The 21,288-nt window shown below is 64.3% G+C and carries 17 protein-coding genes and 1 tRNA gene; 8 read left to right on the top strand and 10 right to left on the bottom strand.

Features of this window, described 5'->3' with window-relative positions:
- The first annotated feature begins 1 nt into the window (after position 1).
- Positions 2–2,386: a TonB-dependent receptor domain-containing protein gene (locus L0963_RS07155; RefSeq protein ID WP_234178964.1), complete on the top strand. Its 2,385-nt coding sequence runs from the start codon at positions 2–4 to the stop codon at positions 2,384–2,386.
- Between the two features lie 22 nt (positions 2,387–2,408).
- Here L0963_RS07155 and L0963_RS07150 read toward each other — a convergent pair whose 3' ends face one another.
- Positions 2,409–3,548 (bottom strand): acyl-CoA dehydrogenase family protein, encoded by a 1,140-nt coding sequence (locus tag L0963_RS07150; RefSeq protein WP_058811631.1) that lies wholly within the window; start codon positions 3,546–3,548, stop codon positions 2,409–2,411.
- Positions 3,549–3,659: 111 nt separating this feature from the next.
- A complete protein-coding gene (locus tag L0963_RS07145; RefSeq protein WP_003051642.1) occupies positions 3,660–4,853 on the bottom strand; it encodes an acyl-CoA dehydrogenase family protein in 1,194 nt (397 codons plus the stop codon).
- Positions 4,854–5,023: 170 nt separating this feature from the next.
- Between L0963_RS07145 and L0963_RS07140 the strand changes: the two genes are divergently transcribed.
- The gene (locus L0963_RS07140) at positions 5,024–6,100 is read left to right on the top strand and encodes an MBL fold metallo-hydrolase (protein ID WP_062902455.1); all 1,077 of its coding nucleotides are present in this window, start codon (positions 5,024–5,026) and stop codon (positions 6,098–6,100) included.
- Between the two features lie 66 nt (positions 6,101–6,166).
- On the opposite strand, the gene L0963_RS07135 is transcribed toward L0963_RS07140, so the two are convergent.
- From L0963_RS07135 to L0963_RS07110, 6 genes are all read right to left on the bottom strand, one after another.
- Positions 6,167–6,532 (bottom strand): hypothetical protein, encoded by a 366-nt coding sequence (locus tag L0963_RS07135; protein ID WP_186401726.1) that lies wholly within the window; start codon positions 6,530–6,532, stop codon positions 6,167–6,169.
- A 113-nt stretch (positions 6,533–6,645) separates the two neighbouring features.
- A complete protein-coding gene (locus L0963_RS07130; RefSeq protein WP_234178962.1) occupies positions 6,646–7,446 on the bottom strand; it encodes a PAS domain-containing protein in 801 nt (266 codons plus the stop codon).
- Between the two features lie 190 nt (positions 7,447–7,636).
- Entirely contained in the window at positions 7,637–9,259 is a 1,623-nt protein-coding gene (locus L0963_RS07125; protein WP_186401728.1) for a TadG family pilus assembly protein, read from the bottom strand.
- Positions 9,260–9,261: 2 nt separating this feature from the next.
- Positions 9,262–9,621, bottom strand: a complete 360-nt coding sequence (locus L0963_RS07120) for a TadE/TadG family type IV pilus assembly protein (RefSeq protein WP_082819954.1) — start codon at positions 9,619–9,621, stop codon at positions 9,262–9,264.
- 261 nt (positions 9,622–9,882) lie between these two features.
- Positions 9,883–10,761 (bottom strand): glutathione-dependent disulfide-bond oxidoreductase, encoded by an 879-nt coding sequence (gene yghU, locus L0963_RS07115; protein WP_003044038.1) that lies wholly within the window; start codon positions 10,759–10,761, stop codon positions 9,883–9,885.
- 77 nt (positions 10,762–10,838) lie between these two features.
- Positions 10,839–12,017: a CaiB/BaiF CoA transferase family protein gene (locus L0963_RS07110; RefSeq protein ID WP_234178960.1), complete on the bottom strand. Its 1,179-nt coding sequence runs from the start codon at positions 12,015–12,017 to the stop codon at positions 10,839–10,841.
- Positions 12,018–12,159: 142 nt separating this feature from the next.
- Between L0963_RS07110 and L0963_RS07105 the strand changes: the two genes are divergently transcribed.
- The 3 genes from L0963_RS07105 (at position 12,160) to hspQ (ending at position 16,050) form a co-directional block, all read left to right on the top strand.
- Positions 12,160–15,396, top strand: a complete 3,237-nt coding sequence (locus tag L0963_RS07105) for an amidohydrolase family protein (RefSeq protein ID WP_186401730.1) — start codon at positions 12,160–12,162, stop codon at positions 15,394–15,396.
- Between the two features lie 91 nt (positions 15,397–15,487).
- Positions 15,488–15,577 (top strand) — tRNA-Ser (locus L0963_RS07100).
- Positions 15,578–15,666: 89 nt separating this feature from the next.
- On the top strand, positions 15,667–16,050 hold the full coding sequence (hspQ, locus tag L0963_RS07095) for a heat shock protein HspQ (RefSeq protein ID WP_062902462.1): 384 nt from the start codon (positions 15,667–15,669) through the stop codon (positions 16,048–16,050).
- A 33-nt stretch (positions 16,051–16,083) separates the two neighbouring features.
- On the opposite strand, the gene L0963_RS07090 is transcribed toward hspQ, so the two are convergent.
- Positions 16,084–16,968 (bottom strand): ABC transporter permease, encoded by an 885-nt coding sequence (locus L0963_RS07090; protein ID WP_003044048.1) that lies wholly within the window; start codon positions 16,966–16,968, stop codon positions 16,084–16,086.
- A 108-nt stretch (positions 16,969–17,076) separates the two neighbouring features.
- Between L0963_RS07090 and L0963_RS07085 the strand changes: the two genes are divergently transcribed.
- Complete coding sequence (locus L0963_RS07085) at positions 17,077–17,772, top strand: GcrA family cell cycle regulator (protein ID WP_062902463.1); 696 nt, start codon at positions 17,077–17,079, stop codon at positions 17,770–17,772.
- Entirely contained in the window at positions 17,769–18,167 is a 399-nt protein-coding gene (locus L0963_RS07080; RefSeq protein WP_186401731.1) for a PaaI family thioesterase, read from the top strand. The genes L0963_RS07085 and L0963_RS07080 overlap by 4 nt, the downstream gene beginning before the upstream one ends.
- Before the next feature lie 57 nt (positions 18,168–18,224).
- Here L0963_RS07080 and L0963_RS07075 read toward each other — a convergent pair whose 3' ends face one another.
- Positions 18,225–19,070, bottom strand: coding sequence for an outer membrane protein (locus L0963_RS07075; protein ID WP_186401732.1), 846 nt, complete (start codon positions 19,068–19,070; stop codon positions 18,225–18,227).
- Between the two features lie 182 nt (positions 19,071–19,252).
- Here L0963_RS07075 and parE point away from each other — a divergent pair, with 182 nt between their 5' ends.
- Positions 19,253–21,232, top strand: coding sequence for a DNA topoisomerase IV subunit B (gene parE, locus L0963_RS07070; protein ID WP_186401733.1), 1,980 nt, complete (start codon positions 19,253–19,255; stop codon positions 21,230–21,232).
- The last annotated feature ends 56 nt before the right edge of the window (positions 21,233–21,288 follow it).

Genomic DNA, 21,288 nt, shown 5'->3' with positions numbered 1-21,288 from the left:
GATGCACGCGCGCCTGTCTCTTGCGCTGGGACTCGCGACTATCATCCTGCCCGCGCAGGCGATGGCGGCTGAAGAACGCGCGTTCGACGTGCCCCGCGCCAGTCTTTCGACCTCGCTTCCGTTGCTCAGCCGTCAGGGCGGTGTCAGCATCAGCGTCAGCGACCCGGCGCTGTGGCGGACGCGGATGCGCCCGGTGCGCGGGCGGATGTCGGTCGACGAAGCGATCCGGCAGATGCTCGACGGCACGGGCGTGCGCGCAGTGCGGGTCAGCGCCACAAGCTGGCGAATCGAGAAGCAGGTCGCCCCGCGCTCCGTACGTCGCCCGCCCCCGCCTGCGGTGCCTGCGGCAGCGCCGCCGCCCGAAGCGCCGCCGTATGAATTCATCGTGACCGCGACAAAGGCCGACCTGCCCTATTCCAGTTTTGCGGGCGTCGTCACCCGGATGGATGGCGACGATCTGGCATTCGGCGGCGAGCGCGGTACGGAATCCATCCTGTCGCGAATGGCCACCGTGTCGTCGACCCATCTGGGCTCGGGCCGCAACAAGCTGTTCATCCGCGGAATCGCCGATTCCAGCTTCACGGGGCCGACACAGGCAACCGTCGGGCAATATTTCGGCGACATTCGGCTGAGCTACAACGCCCCCGACCCCGACCTGCGCCTCTATGACATCGACAGCGTCGAGGTGCTCGAAGGGCCGCAAGGCACCCTCTACGGCGCGGGATCGCTTGGCGGCATCATCCGCGTCGTGCCGCGCGCACCCGACGCGCGAGAGGCGAGCGTACAGGCGATCGCCGGTCTGACCGCAACCCAGCATGGCGAACCGGGCGGCGACATCGGCTCCATCGCCAATGTCCCGATCGGCGACAGCGGCAGCGCACTGCGCCTTGTCGGCTATATGATCACCGATGGCGGCTATATCGACAATTCGCTGCTCGGCCAGAATGACGTCAATCGCGTCACGGTGCGCGGCGGCCGCGGGACATTGCGCCTTGTCCCGGCGGCCGACTGGACCGTCGATATCGGCGGCGTCTATCAATCGACGACCGCCGACGATGCCCAGTATGCCGACAAGGATGCACCGCCGCTGACGCGCAATTCGCTCGTCGAGCAGAATGCGCGCGGCCGTTACGGGATGGGCACGCTCGTCGTTACACGCGACTGGGACAATCTGCGCCTGCAATCCTCGAACGCCTATATCGATCACCGGCTTTACGAGCGCTTCGACGCCACCCCCGCGGGCGGCGACCCGCGCGTTCTGGACCAGTTCAACGATACGCGCATGTGGGCGAGCGAGACGCGATTGTCGCGCCCCTATAGCGACGGTTGGGGTTGGGTGGTCGGCGCGAGCATCGTCGACAATGAAACGCAGCAGCGCCGCGAATTCGGCGGCATCCAGATGCGGTCGGCACTGACCGGCGTCACCAACCGCGTTACCGAATATACCGGCTATGGCGAGCTGACGGCCGAACTTTTGCCCGATGTGATTGCTATGGCGGGGCTGCGTTACTCGCACGCACGCTTGGGCGGAAGCGGCGAAGACGTCGCCCTCGCTCTGGCGCTCGCAGCGTCGGGCAAGGCGATCACCGCGCATCGCAACGAAAGCGACCTTCTTCCTTCCTTCGCCATTCTCGCGCGGCCGCTATCGAACCTGACGCTTTATGCGCGGTATCAGGAGGGGTTTCGGCCCGGCGGCCTTGCCGTCGACGGCAATTTCGTCCGCCGTTATCGCAACGACCGGGTTCATACGTGGGAAGGCGGCATAAGGCTCGGCGAGCGCGGCCGCACCCCGTTCGATGCCAATATTTCGGTATCGCACACGCGCTGGTTCAACATTCAGGCCGACTTCATCGACGGCAACGGCTTTCCGACGACCGCCAACATCGGCGATGGGCGTATCACCAGCATCTCGGGTTCGCTCGCCGTCCGCGTGACGCCCACTCTCTCCTTCGATCTGGGCGCGGTCTATAACCATAGCCGCGTCGATGATCTGGCTCCCCAAATCGCGCTGGTTGCCGATTTTGCGCCGGGCCGGCTGGGGCGGATCCCCAATGTCGCAAGCCATGCGGTGCGCGGAGCGATCACCTATGCGGCGCCCGTCGGCGACGACGAGGAAATCCGGATCAACGGCTGGGCCAACTATATCGGACCGTCGCGGCTCGGGATCGGGCCGGTGCTTGGCGAGGGCCAGGGCGATTATGTCGATACCGGCCTTGCGATGCGGCTCGGCAACGGGCGGCGCGGCCTGTCGGTGACGCTGACCAATCTGCTCGATTTAAAAGGGAATCGGTTCGCGCTCGGAACGCCCTTCGTCGAGGGGAGCCCCGGCTATCTGACGCCGCTGCGGCCGCGGACGCTGCGGGTCGCCGTCGACATCGCTTATTGAGCGCGATGCCGACGGCACACCCTCATTCGGCGAGGGTCAGTTGCTCGAACCTGTCGAGGTGATAGTCAGCGCTGCCGAACTGCCCCTCGATCATCGTCGCACGCTTGAAATAATGGCCGATCGCCAGTTCCTGCGTGATGCCGATGCCGCCGTGCGTCTGGATCGCATTCTGGCCGACGAATTTCGCGCCGCGGCTCACCTTCGACTTGCACGCAGAAACAGCCGCCTTGCGCGCATCGGCCGCGAGGTCGAGCTTCAGCGTGCCCATGATCGTCATCGACCGCGCCTGTTCGACTTCCATGAACATGTCTACCATGCGGTGCTGCAGCACCTGGAACTTGGCGATCGGAACGCCGAACTGCTTGCGTTGCTGGGTATATTCCAGCGTGCCTTCGTGCAGCTTCTGCATCACGCCGGTCGCCTCGGCACAGACCGCGACGGTCGCTTCATCGACGATCTGTTCGATCAGCGGCAGCGCGGCGCCTTCGCCGCCGAGCAGCGCATCGCCCGGGACCGCGACATTTTCGAAATAGATTTCCGATGCGCGGTTGCCATCGACGGTGGGATAATCGCGGCGCACGATGCCGGGAAGATTGGCGTCGATCAGGAACAGCGACACGCCATCCTGGTCGCGCTGGCCGCCGCCGGTCCGCGCCGTGACGAGCAGATGGGTCGCCCAAGGTGCGGCATAGACGACGCCCTTGTGACCGTTCAGGACATAGCCCGCTCCATCCTTCTTCGCAGTCGTGCGTAGATTGGCGAGATCATAGCGCCCCTGCGGTTCGGCGTATGCAAAGGCAACGATGGCGTTGCCGCCGATGATTTCGGGGATCATCGCATCGGCCTGCGCGCCGCCAACGGCCTTCAACGCGCCGCCCGCGATCACGACGGTCGGCAGATAGGGCTCGATCCCGATGACCTTGCCCAGTTCCTCCATGACGATCGCATTTTCCAGCGCCCCGCCGCCAAGGCCGCCCTGTTCTTCCGAAAAGGCAGCGCCAAGCATTCCGAGTTCCTGCGCCAGCGCCGTCCAGATCGCCGGATCGCGCCCGCTGTCCGAATTGATGAACTTCTGACGCGTCTCGAAATCATAGGTGTCCGAGAGGAAGCGCGACAGCGTGTCGCGGATCATGTCCTGCGTTTCGGTATAGGTGAAATCCATTGTCGTTATCCTCGATTTCATCGTCATCCCGGCGAAAGCCGGAATCTCACTGCCGCATCATGGCAACAGGTCGAGATCCCGGCCTCCACCGGGATGACGTTGATTATGTGATCAGAGTCCCAGAACCATCTTCGCGATGATGTTGCGCTGGATCTCGTTCGACCCGCCATAGATCGTGGTCTTGCGCATGTTGAAATAGGTCGGCGCGGCGCGGTGTGCATAGTCGGGACCGATCGGGTGCTCGTTATCGCCTTCCCCGAAGCCGCGGAAATAGGGCGCCCCGTAATGGCCGACCGCTTCCAGCGTCAGTTCGGTGAGCCGCTGCTGGATTTCGGACCCCTTGATCTTGAGCAGGCTCGATTCCGGTCCCGGTCCCTTGCCGGCATTGGCGCCGGCCAGACTGCGCAGTTCGGTGAATTCAAGCGCGGTCAGGTCGATCTCCAGTTCCGCGACCTTGCGCTTGAAGAAGGGGTTCTGAAGCAGCGCCTTGTCGCCGTCGAGTTCGGTGCGCGCGATCGCCTTGACGCGTTCGACGCCGCGCTTCGACGAGGCGACACCGGCGATGCCCGTGCGTTCGTGCGCGAGGAGGAATTTGGCGCAGGTCCAGCCTTTGTTCTCCTCATAGACGCGCTGCTCGACCGGCACGCGCACGTCTTCGAGGAAGACTTCGTTGACCTCATGCTCGCCGCCGAGCGTGATGATCGGACGCACGGTGATGCCGGGCGACTTCATGTCGATCAGCAGGAAGGAAATGCCCTCCTGCTGCTTGGCGTCCTTGTCGGTGCGAACTAGGAAAAAGCCCCAGTCGGCATGCTGCGCCATCGTCGTCCAGGTCTTCTGGCCGTTGACGACATATTCATCGCCGTCCCGCACCGCGACGGTACGCAGCGAGGCAAGGTCCGATCCCGAACCGGGCTCCGAATAGCCCTGGCACCACCAATCCTCGCCCGACAGGATGCGCGGCAGGAAGCGCGCTTTCTGTTCGGGGGTTCCGAAGGTGTAGATGACCGGGCCGACCATCGACAGGCCGAATGGCATCAGGCGGATACAATCGGCGCGCGCGGTTTCTTCCGAAAAGATGAAACGCTGCGTCGGGGTCCAGCCGGTGCCGCCATATTCGACCGGCCAGGCCGGCGCGACCCAGCCCTTTTTGTAGAGAATCTTGTGCCACGCAAGGAAGTCTTCCTTGGTCAGTTCATCCCCTTCGTCCTGCTTGCCGCGCAGCTCGGCGGGGTAATTTTCGGCGATGAAGTCGCGCACTTCCTTCTGGAAAGCGAGATCTTCGGGGCTGAACTCCATGTCCATTTTCTGATTCTCCCTTGGGCTATGGCGCCCTTATAGAAAGCGCTCACGTTTACGTAAAGGTAAGTTGCGCGACGAAACGCAGTCGTCCGGAGACTGCGCCGAACATCGGCCCTTGTCCAGACGCCCGCGTCGTCGCATGAAAGGAGCGGACCAAGGGGCGGGAGAGGAAAATGCGGAAATCTTTGCGGCTGCTCGTCGCGCTTGCGGTGCTGATCGCGCTGTGCGGCGGCGCGGCAATGCTGTTCCAGCAACAGATCGGCATGTGGGTGTTCAAGCGCGGCGTCGAGCGCGGCGTCGGCCGCGACCATCTCGCCGGTCTGCCCGACGGTCTGCATGTGGCGCTGTGCGGCACCGGATCGCCGCTCCCCAACCGCGATCGTGCTGGCGCCTGTACGGTGGTGATTGCCGGCAAGGCGATGTTCGTTGTCGATGCCGGCGAAGGCGGCGCGCGCAACATCTCGCTGATGGGGCTGCCCAATGGCCAGATCAAGGCGCTGTTCCTGACCCATTATCATTCGGATCATATCGACGGCATGGGTCCGATGATGCTGCTGCGCTGGACGGGCAGCGGCAACAAGGCGCCCCTGCCCGTCTACGGCCCGACGGGACTCGATCAGGTGATCGGCGGCTTCGACGCGGCCTATGCGCTCGACAATGGCTATCGCACAGCGCACCACGGGCCGGTCGTGACCCCGCCCGCCGCGGCGGGTGCGACGGCCCTCCCCTTCGCGACGCCCACCGAACCGGTCGTCGTCTATGAAGCGGACGGCCTCCGCGTGACCGCCTTCCCGGTCGATCATCGCCCGGTGCAACCCGCGGTCGGCTATCGCTTCGATTACAAGGGGCGCAGCGTCGTGCTGAGCGGCGATACGGCGCCATCGAAAATGGTAGAACGGGTTGCCAAGGGCGCCGATCTTCTGGTGCACGAAGCGCTGCAACCCGAAATGGTCAAACTGATCGCTGCGCAGCTCAAGGCGTCGGGCCGACCGCAGACCGGGCAGATCATGGACGACATCCTCGATTATCACGCCAGCCCCGCGCAAGCGGCGGACAGTGCGAAGGTCGCCGGGGTGCGAATGCTCGTCCTCAGCCACATCGTCCCGCCCTATCCGTCGCGCTACCTTGACGCCGCGTTTCTAGGTGATGCGAAGCGGCGCTATCCGGGGCCGATCGTCGTCGGCGAAGATGGCGACTTTTACTCGCTTCCCGCGGGCAGCACCGCGATCACGCGGGGGAACTGGTTCTAGCAAATCGGGGACGGGAGTCGGAATGGCGGAGAGCGACCGGTTGCGGACGATGCGAGATGGCCGCGCCTATCGCCTCCGCTGGTGATACATCACGATAACCGATTGTAGCTTGCCGTCATCTGTCCAGCCGTATCGATCTACCATGTTCTGCGGCTGCGGGAGCTCGTTAAGAAAGTGGGCCACAACTTCAAAAGAGCATTCCGGCGCGGCGATGTAATAGTCGCACCGCACATTATTCACAGACACTAAAACGGGCTTCTGCGACGGGCGAGACGCAAATCGAGCAAATCGTGGGCCGTAGTCCGTTTCCCACTGCAAGCGGATATAGGCGGCAACCTCGTCAGACGTTGGAAGCCTCTCTTCTGCACGAGCCTGCTCCATCGAGATTGCATAATTTGCACACCCGGAAAAGCAAAGCAGGGCGAGGACCATTGGGACACTCTTCATTCGCCTAGATGTAGCAGGCATAGGCCGACTTTCCACCCAGTAACCGCCGTTCGCCGCCGATTTGGAGGGAATGACCGGAATCGATCGTTATCGACCGCTCACCCCGCCCGCGGCGACCTTGGTACCGCCACGACCACCGCGCCATCGCTGGCATAGGCGCCGCGCCGTTCGGCGATCGACAAGGTTACGGGCACCGCCTCGCCTTCGCGGCTGATCAGCTCGGCCTCGACGCGCGCGGGTTCGCCGGTGCGGAATACGGTTTCGAGCGCTTCGGCAAAGCAGCGCCGCGTCGCGATCGACAACAGCGCCGAAAAGCGCACGCGCCGGATCGCCAGCGCGTCGACGCCTACCATCGAAATCAGCGCAGAATTGGCGTCCTCGATCGCCTCGCGCACCGAAAGGCGGGCGTGGCCGATCATTCCCTGCGCCTCGATCGCCGCAATCGTCGCGGCGCGCGTGTCGCCTTCGACCGCCCCCTCGAAGGTCGCGCTTGTGTCGCGAAGGATCATCGCGCCGCCCGCGGGAACCGGCACCAGGTCGACGCGCAGCCACTGGCGCGGATGCAAAAGACCAGGCACCTCGCCCGCAAAGCGTTCGCGGCATTCGATCAGCCGGGCGACATGGCTCGCCGCCAGACTTGCCCCGAAACCCGGAAATATATCGACCAATTGGCGCCCGAGCAGATCGTCATCACCGGCGACCAAATCGCGCGCGGCGGGGTTGAGCGCCACGATACGCCGGTCGCGATCGAACAGCAGCACCGCATCGCGGATCGCCTCGACGAGGTTCGCAAGCGAGGCCTGCAGCGCGTCGACCGCTTCGCCGCTCGCGGGCTTGCGCAGCCGCCGGTAATCATCGTGCGAGATCAGAACGTGCGCGTCCTTTCCATGGTGTGTCACTACAACCGGACGCCGCGCCGACCGGAGCCGCCAGCTTGCAAATCCCCGGATGAAGTCCGCCGCCGATACCCGTTCGGGTTCCTGTGCCGTCGCCAAATTCGCCTCCCCTTCGAAGCCATGGACATATTATGGGAGGAACGCGGGGCGGCTGGCGGCGCGGCGTACCGGCAATGGCGCTGAAACGGAGCGATCAGACCAATCGCGCCTTGCCGCACCGCAGCGCGTTGACCCGCGCATCCGCCTCGCCCAGATGCAGCCCCAGCGTCGCGGTGACGCTCTCAAGCACGCCGTCGAGCACGGGCGCGGCCAGCCCGACCGTGTCGCCGACAAGGCTGGTCAGCGCCTTGGCGTTCAATCCGATCCCGAGGATGTTGACCGACAAATCCATCCGATCGGCGAGTGATTTGGCGGCGCCCGATACCAATCCGCCGCTTTCGACCGTCTTGACGCGGCCAACGTCGATGTCGTCGCGCGTGAAGCGTGCGGGCTTTTCGGAAAGATCGGACAGCACCAGTTCGGCCTTTGCGTTTACGCTCGCGAGCGGCAGGCTGAGCAGCTTGACCGGCTGCGGGTTCAGTGGGCGCTGTATATTCTGAAAATCGATCGCATTGACCTTGCCGATCGACAAGGTTGCGGGGGCCGTCTTGATCCCCAGTGTTACCGCGTCGCTGCCGTGGTGGCAGTCGATGTCCGAAATGCGCGCTTCGGCCGATCCCAATTCGGTATAGACCGGGATATCGATTGCGGCGAGCGGCGTGTTGACGCTCGCCGCCAGCTTGAGCCTGACCTGCGCAGTGCGCACGATGACGTCCTGCTTTTCGGTCACCGCGATCAGCGGCGAGTTGGCCGGCGGCTCGCCGATCATCAACGCCACATCGACCCCCGAACCCCCGGGAATGGTGACGCCGGTCGCAAGATCGAGCTGGCGATTGGCGTTGGCGAGCAACAGCATCGTTCGCACCATGCTGAGCGCGTTGACCTTCACCGGATTGGCTGGGTCGATCCGGATGCTCGATGCGCGCGGGCCGAGGTCGATTGCGCGCGACGGCAGGAGGCTACGCGGCAGTGCCGCATCGGCGAGCGTGCCGATCGCTTTTGCCGCCTGCCCGTCGCTTGCCTTGGCGAGCGCGCCCAGCACTTGTGGTAAGGTCGCCTGGGTATCGAGCGTCTGGCCAAAGGTCAGCACGTCGGCATCGAGTTCGGTGCGCAGCGCGTCGGAAAAAGCGAGCAGATCGATGTCGGCATCGGCCAACGCCTTATAGTCCATTAGGTTCAGATTGACCTGACTCCCGGTGAGCGCCGACAGCAGCGCATTGCGCAGACCGCCGTGCACCGCGGCGACGCGCGAGCCGAGCGAGAACGCGGCATAGCCCTGCCGCGCGGCGGTGGCGCTGGCATATATGACGCTATGGTCGCGTCCGGTCAGAAAGCGCCCGAAGAACAGCGGACGCTCGCGGGTGAGCACGACATGGATTGCGTTGGGAGTGTAACCGCCGCGGGCGAAGCGCTGTTCGGCGGCTATGCCGGGATCGGCGGTATAGGTTCCGGCTTGGAAGGCCGATATGGTGATCGCGCAATTGCAGTTGGCGGCGATGATCCGGTCGGCCGCCGCCCGTTCGTTGCCGGGGCGTCCCGCCGCCGCCAGCGCGGCGGCATCGGCGATGCCCTGAAGCTTGCGGCGGTCGAGATAGAGCGATCCGAAGTCGACCGCCAGCGCCGCCGAGCCGATCAGCATCGTCATCGCCAGCGCCGATGCGATGCTGATCCCGCCGCGCGTATCGCGCGCCAGCTTTGCGAGGATGCGCCGGCGCATCGTCAATCCGCCGGCAGTTCGAAGGTCGCGCGGGCGCTGATCACATGGCCGGGCGCCGGAACGAAGGAGGAGCGGAGGAAATGGTCGGCGGGAACGGTGTAGGTCAACGCGACGGTCACCGCTTCGCTTGTCTCACTGACCGCTATCGTGCGGTTGGCGGGGCTGTAATCGCCGATGCTCGCCATGCTGCGATCAACCGCGCGGATCGCCACCGCCCGGCGATCGGCGGCGTCGAGGCCGACAATCGCGGCGCGCGCGCCATCGTTCGCAGCTTGCTGCACATTATGTGCGAGGAGGAAATATTGCCCGTAGATCAGGATGCCGATGAGCAGCGTCAGAAACAGCGGCAGCACCAGCGCCATTTCGACGACCGCCGCCGCCCGCTCGTTGCGGGCCAGACGCAGAACCTCGCGAATGACCGTCGGGCGGCGGGCGATGTTTTGGGGGGTATGGACCTGTCATGCGGCCAACATGACCGCTGCGCGTCAAGCATCGCTCAAAGGCGGCGTGTGGGAATTTTGCGCAATTTACCGAATATGGGCGCAGCGGTCGGCGGCGAAATGCACGGCACGCGGGCAGAAGTTAACGATCGCCCGCGCGCCCCGCATGCAAAATGCGCAAAATTATCCGTTCGCTGCCTGCAGCTTGTCCTCAGTGCGGAGGTCGAAATCCGACGCATCGTGGCGTTCGCGCAGCTGGGACGCGGGGTCGCCCATCACCCGATTGACCATGCGCCCGCGCTTGACGGCAGGGCGCGCCGCAAGCTGATCGGTCCAGCGCTGGACATTCTTGTAGTCCTGCACCTGCAGGAACTCGCCGGCGTCATAGATCAACCCCTTGGCAAGCGCGCCGTACCAGGGCCAGATCGCCATATCGGCAATGCTGTAATCGCTGCCGGCGATATATTCATTGTCGGCCAGACGGCGGTCGAGCACATCCATCTGGCGCTTCACTTCCATCGCATAGCGGTTGATCGGATATTCCTGCTTGAAGGGCGCATAGGCATAGAAGTGGCCGAAGCCGCCGCCGAGAAAGGGCGCGCTTCCCATCTGCCACATCAGCCAGGACAGCGTTTCGGCGCGCTGCGCGGGATCGGTCGGCAGGAAAGCTCCGAACTTTTCGGCGAGATGGATCAGGATCGCGCCCGATTCGAACACCCGGATCGGCGTGTCGCCGCTGCGATCGACGAGCGCCGGGATCTTGCTGTTCGGATTGGCGTCGACGAAACCGCTCGAAAACTGGTCGCCCTCGCCGATGTTGATCAGCCACGCATCATATTCGGCGCCCGAATGACCCGCCGCGAGCAATTCCTCCAGCATGACGGTCACCTTCACCCCATTGGGCGTACCCAGCGAATAGAGCTGGAGCGGATGCTTGCCGACTGGCAAATCCTTGTCGTGGGTTGGGCCAGCGATCGGGCGGTTGATGTTGGCGAAACGTCCGCCGCTTTCCTTGTCCCAGCTCCACACTTTCGGCGGCACATAGTCATTCTGGTCGGCCATCGGACACTCCTGCGCTAGATTTCGGTTGTGGTTCGCAACTTAGGAAGGCGATGTTACCCCGTCCACCGCAAGGCGGATCAAATAATCCTTTGCGCGCGCAAAGCGGAAATGCTGGCTTCATCATAACCAAGCTCCGCAAGGATCGCGTCGCTATGTTCGCCCGCCTGCGGTGCGCGCTGCGCTGTGACCTTTGCCGCATCCGACATCCCGATCGGCGCGCGAATTACCGGCGCCGGCGCGGGAGAGCCGGGATAGGCAAGCGGCTCGATCAGGCCCATCGCGGCCACCTGCGGGTGCGCCAGCGCTTCGCCGGGCTTCAGGATCGGCGCGGCAGGAACGCGCGCGGCGCCAAGCTCGGCAATCGCCGCGTCGGTGCTGCGTTCGATGCACCAGCTCTGCATGATCGCGCTTAGTTCGGCACCATTATCGCCGCGGTCGATGTCGCTTGCGTATCGCGGATCGTCGACCAGTTCGGGGCGCCCGACCAGCGCCGCCCAGCGCGCGAAGATCGCGCCGCCGACGATCTGGGTAACAATCCAGCCGTCGCGGGTGCGAAACAGATCGGTGGGCGCCGAGCTGAAATTGCGATTTCCCATCGGCTGACGTTCGATCCCGTTGATCGCATGATCGATCGTCAACGCGTTCGAAAAGGCCAGCGCGGTGCCGAGAAGCGAACCCGAAACGCACTGCCCCCGCCCCGTCCGCTCGCGTTCACGCAGCGCCACCATGACCCCGAAGGCGCAGTGGAGCGCAGTGCCGAAATCGACGTAATTGACCTGCGCGCGATAGGGCTGGTCGGGCGTGCCGGTCAGGTGAATCGTCCCCGACATTGCCTGACCCACCGCGTCGAAGCCCACGCTCCCCGAAAGCGGCCCCTCGCTGCCGAAGGCCGACGCGGTTGCAAGAATGATGCGGGGATTGATCGCCGACAGGCTTTCATAATCCAGTCCAAGCTTGCTCAGCACATCGTGCGGCAGGTTGGCGATCACGACATCGGCGCCGGCGACCAATTTGCGTACGATCTCGCGGCCCTCGGGCGTTCCGGGCTTCAGGCTCAGGCTCCGCTTGCCGCGCGCCATCTGCATGAACATCGCGCCCGATCCATCCTCGGCGACGGGCACGGTAAAACGGTCATCATTGCCGCCGGGCGCCTCGATCCGGATGACATCGGCGCCATAATCGGCGAGCAAGGCGGCACAATAGGGGCCCGCAATATAGCGCCCGAAATCGAGCACGCGTATTCCCGTCAGCGGCACAAATCTCTCCCAGTCCTTTATTGCTACCTATCGCGCTAGCAGCCGTCCGTCGACGCCGCCAGCGGCTTCGTCGAAAGCGGCGGCTTGCGCTTTGCGGGGAGCGCCATATGCTCACAGCATAATTACAACAGGGGATAATTTCATGGCGCGCATTGCACTCGCCCTGGCCGCGACTCTGGCCTGTTCGACATCGGTTTTCGCTCAACAAGCAGCCACGCCTGCGGCCGACGCAAAGCCCGAAAAATGGGACGTCAACGCGCCGCCCGGAATGGTAACGCACAAAGTGCCGATCGCGGTCGACGAAGGCAGCTGGATGAACATCGATGTCGCGCCGGATGGCAAGACGATCGCCTTTGACCTCCTCGGCGATATCTACACCATGCCCATCGCGGGCGGCACGCCCACCCGTATCGCCGAAGGGCTCGCTTATGAGCATCAGCCGCGGTTCTCGCCCGATGGCAAGCGCATCGCCTTCGTCTCCGACCGCGGCGGCGGCGACAATATCTGGATCATGAACCGTGACGGCAGCGACAAGCGCCAGCTGTCGAAGGAAGAATTCCGCCTGCTCAACCAGCCGAGCTGGAGTCCCGACGGTGAGTTCATCGTCGCCAAGAAGCATTTCACCACCGGGCGCTCGCTCGGCACCGGCGAAGTCTGGCTCTATCATGTGTCGGGCGGGGCAGGCGTTCCGCTGGTCAAGCGCCCGAACGAGCGGCATCAGAAAGAGCTGGGCGAACCGATTTTTGCGCCCGACGGCAAGCATGTCTATTACACGCGCAACGTCACGCCGGGGCCGATCTTCGAATATGCGCAGGACAGCAACACCGACCTGTTCCATATCGAACGCTATAATCTCGACACGGGAGAGGTCGACACCGCCGCATCGGGCGATGGCGGCGCGGTGCGCCCCACCCCCTCGCCCGACGGAAAGAAGCTCGCCTTCGTCCGCCGCGAGGGCGCGCAGTCGAAACTCTACGTCAAGGATCTGACCTCGGGCGCCGAGAAGAAGGTCTATGACGCGCTCGATCAGGATGTGCAGGAAACCTGGGCGGTCACCGGCGTCTACCCGAATATGGCGTGGACGCCCGATAGCGGAGAAATCCTGTTCTGGGCCGGCGGAAAGCTGCGCCGCGTGGCCCCCGGAGGTGGCGATGCGCGGATCATTCCCTTCCAGATCGACGATGATCGCGTGATCATCGATGCGACGCATCCCGTGGTCAAGGTCGCACCCGACAGCTTCCAGACCCAGATGCCGCGCTGGGCCGAAGTCTCGCCCGACGGCAAGCAGGTGGTTTTCGAGACGCTCGGCAAGCTTTGGGTCAAGCCCGCGACGGGCGGCACCGCGCGCCGGTTGACCGCGGACAAAAGCGCCGCGTTCGAACTCTGGCCGAGTTGGTCGTCCGACGGCAAGCAGATCGTCTTCGTGCGCTGGACCGACGCCGGTCTTGGCGAAATCCATACCATCGCTGGAGGCGGCGGCGCGTCGCGCAAGGTGACGAGCGTCCCCGGCCACTATGCCGAACCGCGCTATTCCCCGGATGGTAAGCTGATCGCATTCGAGCGCCGTTCGGGCGGCGGCTTGACGTCACAGCGCTGGGGCGACGACCCCGGCATCTACAGCGTCGCAGCGACCGGGGGCGCCCCCGTCCGGATCACCGACAATGGCGCCAAGCCGCAGTTCGGCACCGATAGCGACCGGATCTTCATGGTCGCGTCGGGCGACGGCAAGAACCAGCTGGTCAGCACTGACCTCAACGGTCAGGACAAGCGCGTTCATGCCAGCGGCGACCTGGTCAGCGATTATGAAATTTCGCCCGACGGCCGCACCCTCGCCTTCCGCGAGAATCATGATGCCTATGTCACCCCGCTGATGCCCGGCGGTCAGGACGTATCGCTTTCGACCAAGAGCGGCGCCCTGCCCGTCACGCGGATCAGCGGCAGCGGCGCCGACTATATGCATTGGTCGGACGGCGGCCGGCGTCTCCACTGGACGCGCGGCGCAACGCTGTTTAGCGCCGACCTGGGCGCAATGTTCGCTGACGCTCCCGGCGACGACCGCGCGGTGAAATTCACGCCGCCCACCGAAGGCGTTTCGCTTTCGATGACCCAGGCTGCAGCGAAGCACAAAGGCGTCGTGGTGATCACCGGCGCCAAAATCGTGACGATGGCGACCAAGGACGGCGGCATCATCGACAATGGCGCGATCGTCATCGACGGCGACCGCATCGTTTCCGTAGGGCCCGCGGGCGCCGTGACCGTTCCGGCAGGCGCGGTGACGGTCGATGCGACGAGCAAAACGATCGTTCCGGGCTTTGTCGATGCCCATGCCCACGGCCCGCATGGCGATGACGAGCTGGTGCCGCAGCAGAATTGGTCGGAGATGGTCAACCTCGCGATGGGAACGACGACCAGTCACAACCCGTCGTCGCGCGCGTCCGAAATCTTCGTGTCGTCGGAAATGCAGCGTGCCGGCCTGATCCTCGCGCCGCGCATCTTCTCGACCGGCGAGATCATCTACGGCGCCAAGGCGGCAGGCATCTATGCCGAAATCGACGGCTATGAAGACGCTCTGGCGCATGTCCGCCGCCTGAAGGCCCAGGGCGCGCATAGCGTCAAAAACTATAACCAGCCCCGCCGCGAACAGCGACAGATGGTGGTCAAGGCCGCGCAGGCCGAAAATATGGCGGTCGTGCCCGAGGGCGGCTCGCTCTACACGATGGACCTGACGCTCATCCAGGACGGCAACACGACCGTCGAGCATAATATTCCGCTGCACACCTTCTACAAGGATCTGGTGCAGCTGTGGGGCCAGACGAAGACCGACTATACCCCGACGCTGGTGGTGACGTACGGCGGCCCTGCTGGCGATCCCTATTGGCGCGCGCATACCAATGTGTGGGAACAGCCGATCCTCGCGCGCCACATCCCGCCTGCCATTCTGGCGGCGGACAACAAGCGCCGCGTGATTGCGCCCGAAAGCGACTATGTCGACGATGATTCGGCGCGCGAGGCGGGCAAGATCGCCGCGGTCGGCCGCAACGTGTCGATCGGCGCGCACGGCCAGCAGGCCGGCGTCGGCGCGCATTGGGAGATATGGTCCTTCGTACGCGGCGGTTGGAGCAATATCGATGCATTGCGCGCCGCAACGATCATGCCGGCCACGGCGCTCGGCTATGCAAAGGACGTCGGCTCGCTCGAGGCCGGCAAGCTCGCCGACCTGCTGATTCTCGATGCCGATCCGACCGAAAATATCCGCAACACCGAACAGATCCACCGCGTGATGCTCGGCGGACGGCTCTACGACCCGATGACGCTCAACGAAGCCGAAACCGGCAATCGCAAGCGCGATCCCTATTGGTGGGAGGCCGACCGGCCCTGATGCACCGGTGAAAAATGGCGGCGGGACGCAATTTTGTGACGAAGGGGTTGCAACATATGCGGACCGCCGCTAGGGGCAACCGCCTCAGCGAGGAGAGTTGGCTGAGTGGTCGAAAGCGTCGCACTCGAAATGCGAAGTGCCGGCAACGGTACCGAGGGTTCGAATCCCTCACTCTCCTCCATTTTTCCCCATGTTTCGACCCGTGGCGCGGGCCGTCGCGGGACTGGGGAATGGACTTGAATCCCCCGCGGATCGTCATAAGTTAACGACATGACGATCAAGAATACTTCCCTGCCCGATACGCCCGCCGCCGCTATATCCGCGCCGCTGATCGAACGCGCGCGCTTTGCGCCGGGCGATATCGTGCGGCACCGGATGTTCGATTTTCGCGGCGTCGTGTTCGACGTCGATCCGGTCTTCGCGAACAGTGAGGAATGGTATCAGGCGATCCCCGAGGCGATCCGCCCGGCCAAGGAACAGCCCTATTACCACCTACTCGCCGAAAGCGAGGACAGCGCCTATATCGCCTATGTCAGCCAGCAGAATCTGGTGGCCGACGGCGACGAAGGGCCGGTCGATCACCCGCAGGTCGAGGCGATGTTCGACGGGCTCGATCGCGGTCGCTACCGCGTCCGCTCGATCCACCGCCACTGACCTGACCGGCCCTCGCGGGTCGGTGCGGACTCTTCAGGCCTTGAGCTTCCAGCCTGACGCCAGAAGACGATAGGTGATGACGCCCAGCAGCGCATTTACGCCGATAAGGAACAGCGCTGCGGTCGCGACCGGATTGGCAATCGTCGAATCGACCGTGCCGATGAAGCCGTACCGGAACCCCATGATCGCATAATAGACGGGGTTGCCGTGCGCGACCGACTGGAACCAGGGGGCGAGCTTGTCGACCGAGTAGAACGTCCCGGACAGCAGCGCGAGGGGCGTGACGACGAAGTTGGTGACCGCGGCGGCATGATCGAATTTTTCGGCCCACACCGAGGTCAGCAGCCCGAGGAAGCCCAGCATCATCGCCCCGAGGACGCCGAACAGCGCGACCGCCCATGGATGCTGCGGGGCGACGTGGACGCCGGGCCAGAACAGCATGGCGGCCCACAGCGCGATACCGACGAGGATCGCGCGCGTCACCGCGGCGCCGACAAGCGCGATAATCAGCTCGCCCACGGCGAGCGGCGGCATCAGATAATCGACGATGGTGCCCTGAATCTTCCCGACGAGGAGCGAGAAGCTCGAGTTGGCGAAGCTGTTCTGCAGCATCGCCATCATGATCAGGCCGGGGGCAATGAAGTCGGCAAAGGGAACGCCGATGACGCGGCGACCCGCACCGCCCAGCGCGACGGTAAAAATGACGAGGAAAAGTAGCGTCGTGACCGCCGGAGCCCAGATAGTTTGGAGCTGGACCTTGAAAAAGCGCCGCACCTCCTTGACATATAGCGCCTGCATCCCCGGAACATTGAGCGTCCGGATATGCGGGACACCGGGTTCCGCGAAATGCGGCGCGGCACGGAAATCGCCTGAGCCTGTGCCCGACTCCGGGCGCGAAATTTGGGGCTGGTCGTTCATGGCGTTCTCGCCTATCGCCTCCCCGATCTTACCGCAAGCTGGGCTGTGACTGCGCGCGTCCTTTCGGGAATGCGATCCGCCCGCGGCGTGGAATGATGAGGAATAAAGATGTCATGGACTGATGAGCGCATCGAACAGTTGCGCAACATGTGGGAAAAGGGCCTGACCGCCAGCCAGATCGCCGACGAGCTCGGCGGGGTCAGCCGCAATGCCGTCATCGGCAAGGCGCACCGTCTGGGGCTGAAATCGCGCCCGTCGCCGGTCAAGGCCACCGACAAGCCGGTAAAGGCGCCCGCGCCCAAGGCGGCGGCGCCCGCTGCACCCAAGCCGGCGGCCGCGCCTGCTGCACCCCGTGCTGCCGCACCGGCGGCTCCGCGTCCGGCAGCTGCACCGCCCAAGGCCGAACCGAAGCCGGTTGCCTCCGATGCCTCGGCCCCGGAAACCGACGCGCCATCCAAGCCTGATGCGCCGCGCATCGTCTCGATCGGCCCGGGAGGCTTCATTCGTCAGGGACCCGGCGACCAGCAGGCTCCGATTCCGCCGGCGCCGCCGCGCCGCCTGGTGCCCGCGAAGCCGAGTCCCGAGATCGCCGACAAGACCAGCCTGCTCGATCTCAACGATCGTATCTGCCGCTGGCCGATGGGCCATCCGGGCGAGCCCGATTTCCATTTCTGCGGTGAGGCGGTGAACCCCGGCTTCCCCTATTGCGTCGAACATTGCGGACGCGCCTATCAGGCGCAACTGCCGCGCGGGACGCGCCGCCCGCCGCCGCCGCCGCCCTTCGGGGGGCCGCGCGTCCGGTGAGGCCGTTCGGACAGGATTTCGAATTCGCGCGCTTCATGGGGTTCGAAATGGTCGAGCGCGGCGATGGTCGATGCCGGATGGCGATCGACATCGACCGCGCGCGGCACTTCAATCCGCAGGGCGTTGCGCATGGCGGCGTCGCCTATTCGCTCGCCGATACGGCCATGGGCGGCGCGCTGACCAGCCAGATGCCCGACAGCAAATGGTGCGCGACGCTCGAAATCAAGTTTAACTATCATGTCGGCGTACGCGAGGGCCGGCTGATCTGCGATGCGACCGTGCTGCATCAGGGCAAGCGCATCGCCAATATCGACGCGCGTCTTTATCAGGAAGATCGGTTGGTCGCGAGCGCGAACGGCAATTTCGCCATCTTCGACGCGCCGCTCGGCCAGTAGGATGACTTAGGAAAAGGCGCCGGATCGCTCCGGCGCCTTTCCTTTCCTTACCTCCTATTAGAAGCGGAAGCTCAATGTTCCGCGAACGCTGTGCGTCCGGAAATGCGGATCGCTGCGCTGGATATTGGTGCCGCCGCCGTTGAGGAGGAACGGGTTGGTTGCGGGGGCGCTGCCCGCGCCGACGTTCACCACATAATCATCGTCCTTTACGTCGGTGTAGAGATATTCGAGCCCGACCGCGATGTTGTTCGTGACCATCACCTCGGCCCCGCCGCCGGCGGCATAGCCCCAGGCGTTGGTCTTACCATTGTCGGCAAAGCTGTTGGCGGTGTTGGTCGTCGTAAAGCGGTTGTCGAGCCGCGCATAGGCGGGGCCGCCGGTGACATAGAAGAGCGCGCCACCGCCGGGCGTGTAACCGGCGCGCAGGCGGGCGCTGGCCTGCCAATCGGCTTCGCGGCTCATCGTATAGCTCGCGGGGGTGGTCGAAAAGCCGCTGACGCTATCGCGGGCGACGCTGTGACCACCCTCGATCAAAGCCCCGACGACGAAATTGCCCATACGCTTGTCGAGGCCGACGCGACCGAAGAATTCGGGTCCGTCCTTGTCGTTGCGGCAGCCGCCGTTCGCGGTGCCTGTCGCGGCGCCGTTGCAGAAACCAGGCGAGAAGGCGTCGGCGCCGGTCGAGGTCGTGACCTGATCGCCGTAGGTGCCGTCGCGATCGGTATCGAAGACGAGCGTTTCGCCGCGATCGCTGCCCTGCAGCGTCGCGCCGCCGCCGACCGAGACATAGGGGCCGTTGAAATCCTGCGACCTGTCGCGCGCGGTGGATCCGCTGTCTTGGGCCATGGCCGGGACAGCCAGCATCGTCGCCGCCGAAGCGACGAGGAGAGAGGCGAGTTTCATATATTTTCTCCACTTTTTGAGTGACTTTGCAGTCACCCGATCAACCCGCCGGCTATCGGCGAAGTTCCTGCCTGTGCTGAAAACGGGATGAGCCGAGCGGCAGGAAATCGGTCCGCGCCGCGCCCTGGATCGCCCGAAAACCGCGCTTGCCAGCGCCCTTCCCGGCCCCCTATAGCAAGGCCATGAGTCACGATTTGTTCGACAGCTCCGCCCCCGCTACCGAAAGCTACAACGCCTCCCAGATCGAGGTGCTGGAAGGGCTCGAACCCGTCCGTCGCCGTCCCGGCATGTACATTGGCGGCACCGACGAGCGGGCGCTGCATCATCTTGCAGCCGAAGTCATCGACAACAGTATGGACGAAGCCGTCGCGGGCCACGCGACGCGGATCGAGATCACGCTCGACGTCGGCAACCGGCTGACCGTAGTCGACAACGGCCGCGGTATGCCGGTCGATCCGCACCCGAAGTTTCCGGGGAAATCGGCGCTCGAAGTCATATTGACCATGCTCCATTCGGGCGGGAAGTTCGAGGGCAAGGCCTATGCGACGTCGGGCGGCCTGCACGGCGTCGGGGTCAGCGTCGTCAACGCGCTATCGATCGAAACCATCATCGAAGTTGCACGCTCCAAGAAATTGTATCGACAGTCTTTTTCTCAAGGCCTGCCCTTGGGCGCGCTCGAGGAACTGGGGCCGACGCCGAACCGCCGCGGTACCAGCGTGACCTTCGTGCCCGATCCCGCGATCTTCGGCGAACATGGCCGGTTCAAGCCGCAGCGGCTCTATCGCATGGCGCGGTCGAAGGCCTATCTTTTCGCCGGGGTCGAAATCCGCTGGAAATGCGCGCCCGAACTGATTGGCGACGACACGCCCGCAGAGGCGGTGTTCCAGTTTCCGGGCGGACTCGCCGACCATCTGAAGGAACAGATCGGCACACGCGAGTGCGCCACTGCCGAACCTTTCGTGGGGCGGCAGGAGTTCCCCGACGAACAGGGACGCGCCGAATGGGCAATCGCCTGGCCGCTGTGGTCGGACGGCAGCTATAGCTGGTATTGCAACACCATTCCCACCCCCGCAGGCGGCACGCACGAAGCCGGGCTGCGCGCTGCACTGACCAAGGGGCTGCGCGCTTTTGGCGAGTTGATCGGGCAGAAAAAGGCGGCGCAGATAACCGCGGAAGATGTCTTCAACGGCGGCGAGATGATGCTGTCGGTCTTCATCCGCGACCCCCAGTTCCAGAGCCAGACCAAGGATCGGCTGTCGAGCCCGGAGGCCGCGCGCCTCACCGAAAATGCCGTGCGCGACCATTTCGACCATTTCCTCTCGGACAATATGGATCGTGGCCGCGCCCTCCTCGGGCTGATCCTCGAACGGATGGACGAGCGGCTCAAGCGCAAGGCGGAACGCGAAGTCAAGCGCAAGACGGCGACCAGCGCGCGCAAGCTGCGCCTGCCCGGCAAGCTGACAGATTGTTCAAACAACGGCCCGGAAGGCACGGAATTATTTATCGTTGAGGGCGACAGCGCCGGCGGCAGTGCCAAACAGGCGCGCGATCGCAAGACGCAGGCGATCCTGCCCATTCGCGGCAAGATATTGAATGTCGCCAGCGCCAGCGCGGACAAGATCCGCGCCAATCAGGAAATCGCCGATCTTGCGCTCGCGCTCGGCTGCGGGATGCGCAAGGATTGCGATGCCGACCGCCTGCGCTACGACAAGATCATCATCATGACCGATGCCGACGTCGACGGCGCGCATATCGCGACGCTGCTGATGACCTTTTTCTTCCAGGAAATGCCCGACATCGTCCGCACCGGCCATGTCTATCTGGCGCAGCCCCCGCTTTATCGCATCACCGCCGGGGCAACGTCGGCCTATGCGCGCGACGACGCCCATCGTGCCGAACTCGAAGCGACTCTGTTCAAGGGCAAGCGCGTCGAGGTCGGACGCTTCAAGGGGCTGGGCGAGATGAATCCCAACCAGCTCAAGGAAACGACGATGGACCCGGCGACGCGGTCGTTGCTCAAGGTCACGCTGCCGCAGGAATATGAGGAGCGGCAGATCGTCAAGGATCTGGTCGACCGGCTGATGGGCAAGCATCCCGAGCATCGATTCCAGTTCATTCAGGCCAATGCCGCAACACTGGACGAGGCGGCGATCGACGCCTGAAGCGAATTTTTCGCCTCCCCTGTCAGAAACACGCGCCGCCGGCGACTAACCGGATA

This window comes from Sphingopyxis sp. NFH-91, assembly GCF_021401285.1.
GTDB lineage: Bacteria > Pseudomonadota > Alphaproteobacteria > Sphingomonadales > Sphingomonadaceae > Sphingopyxis > Sphingopyxis terrae_A.
This window is presented reverse-complemented; position numbering and strand designations above follow the sequence as displayed.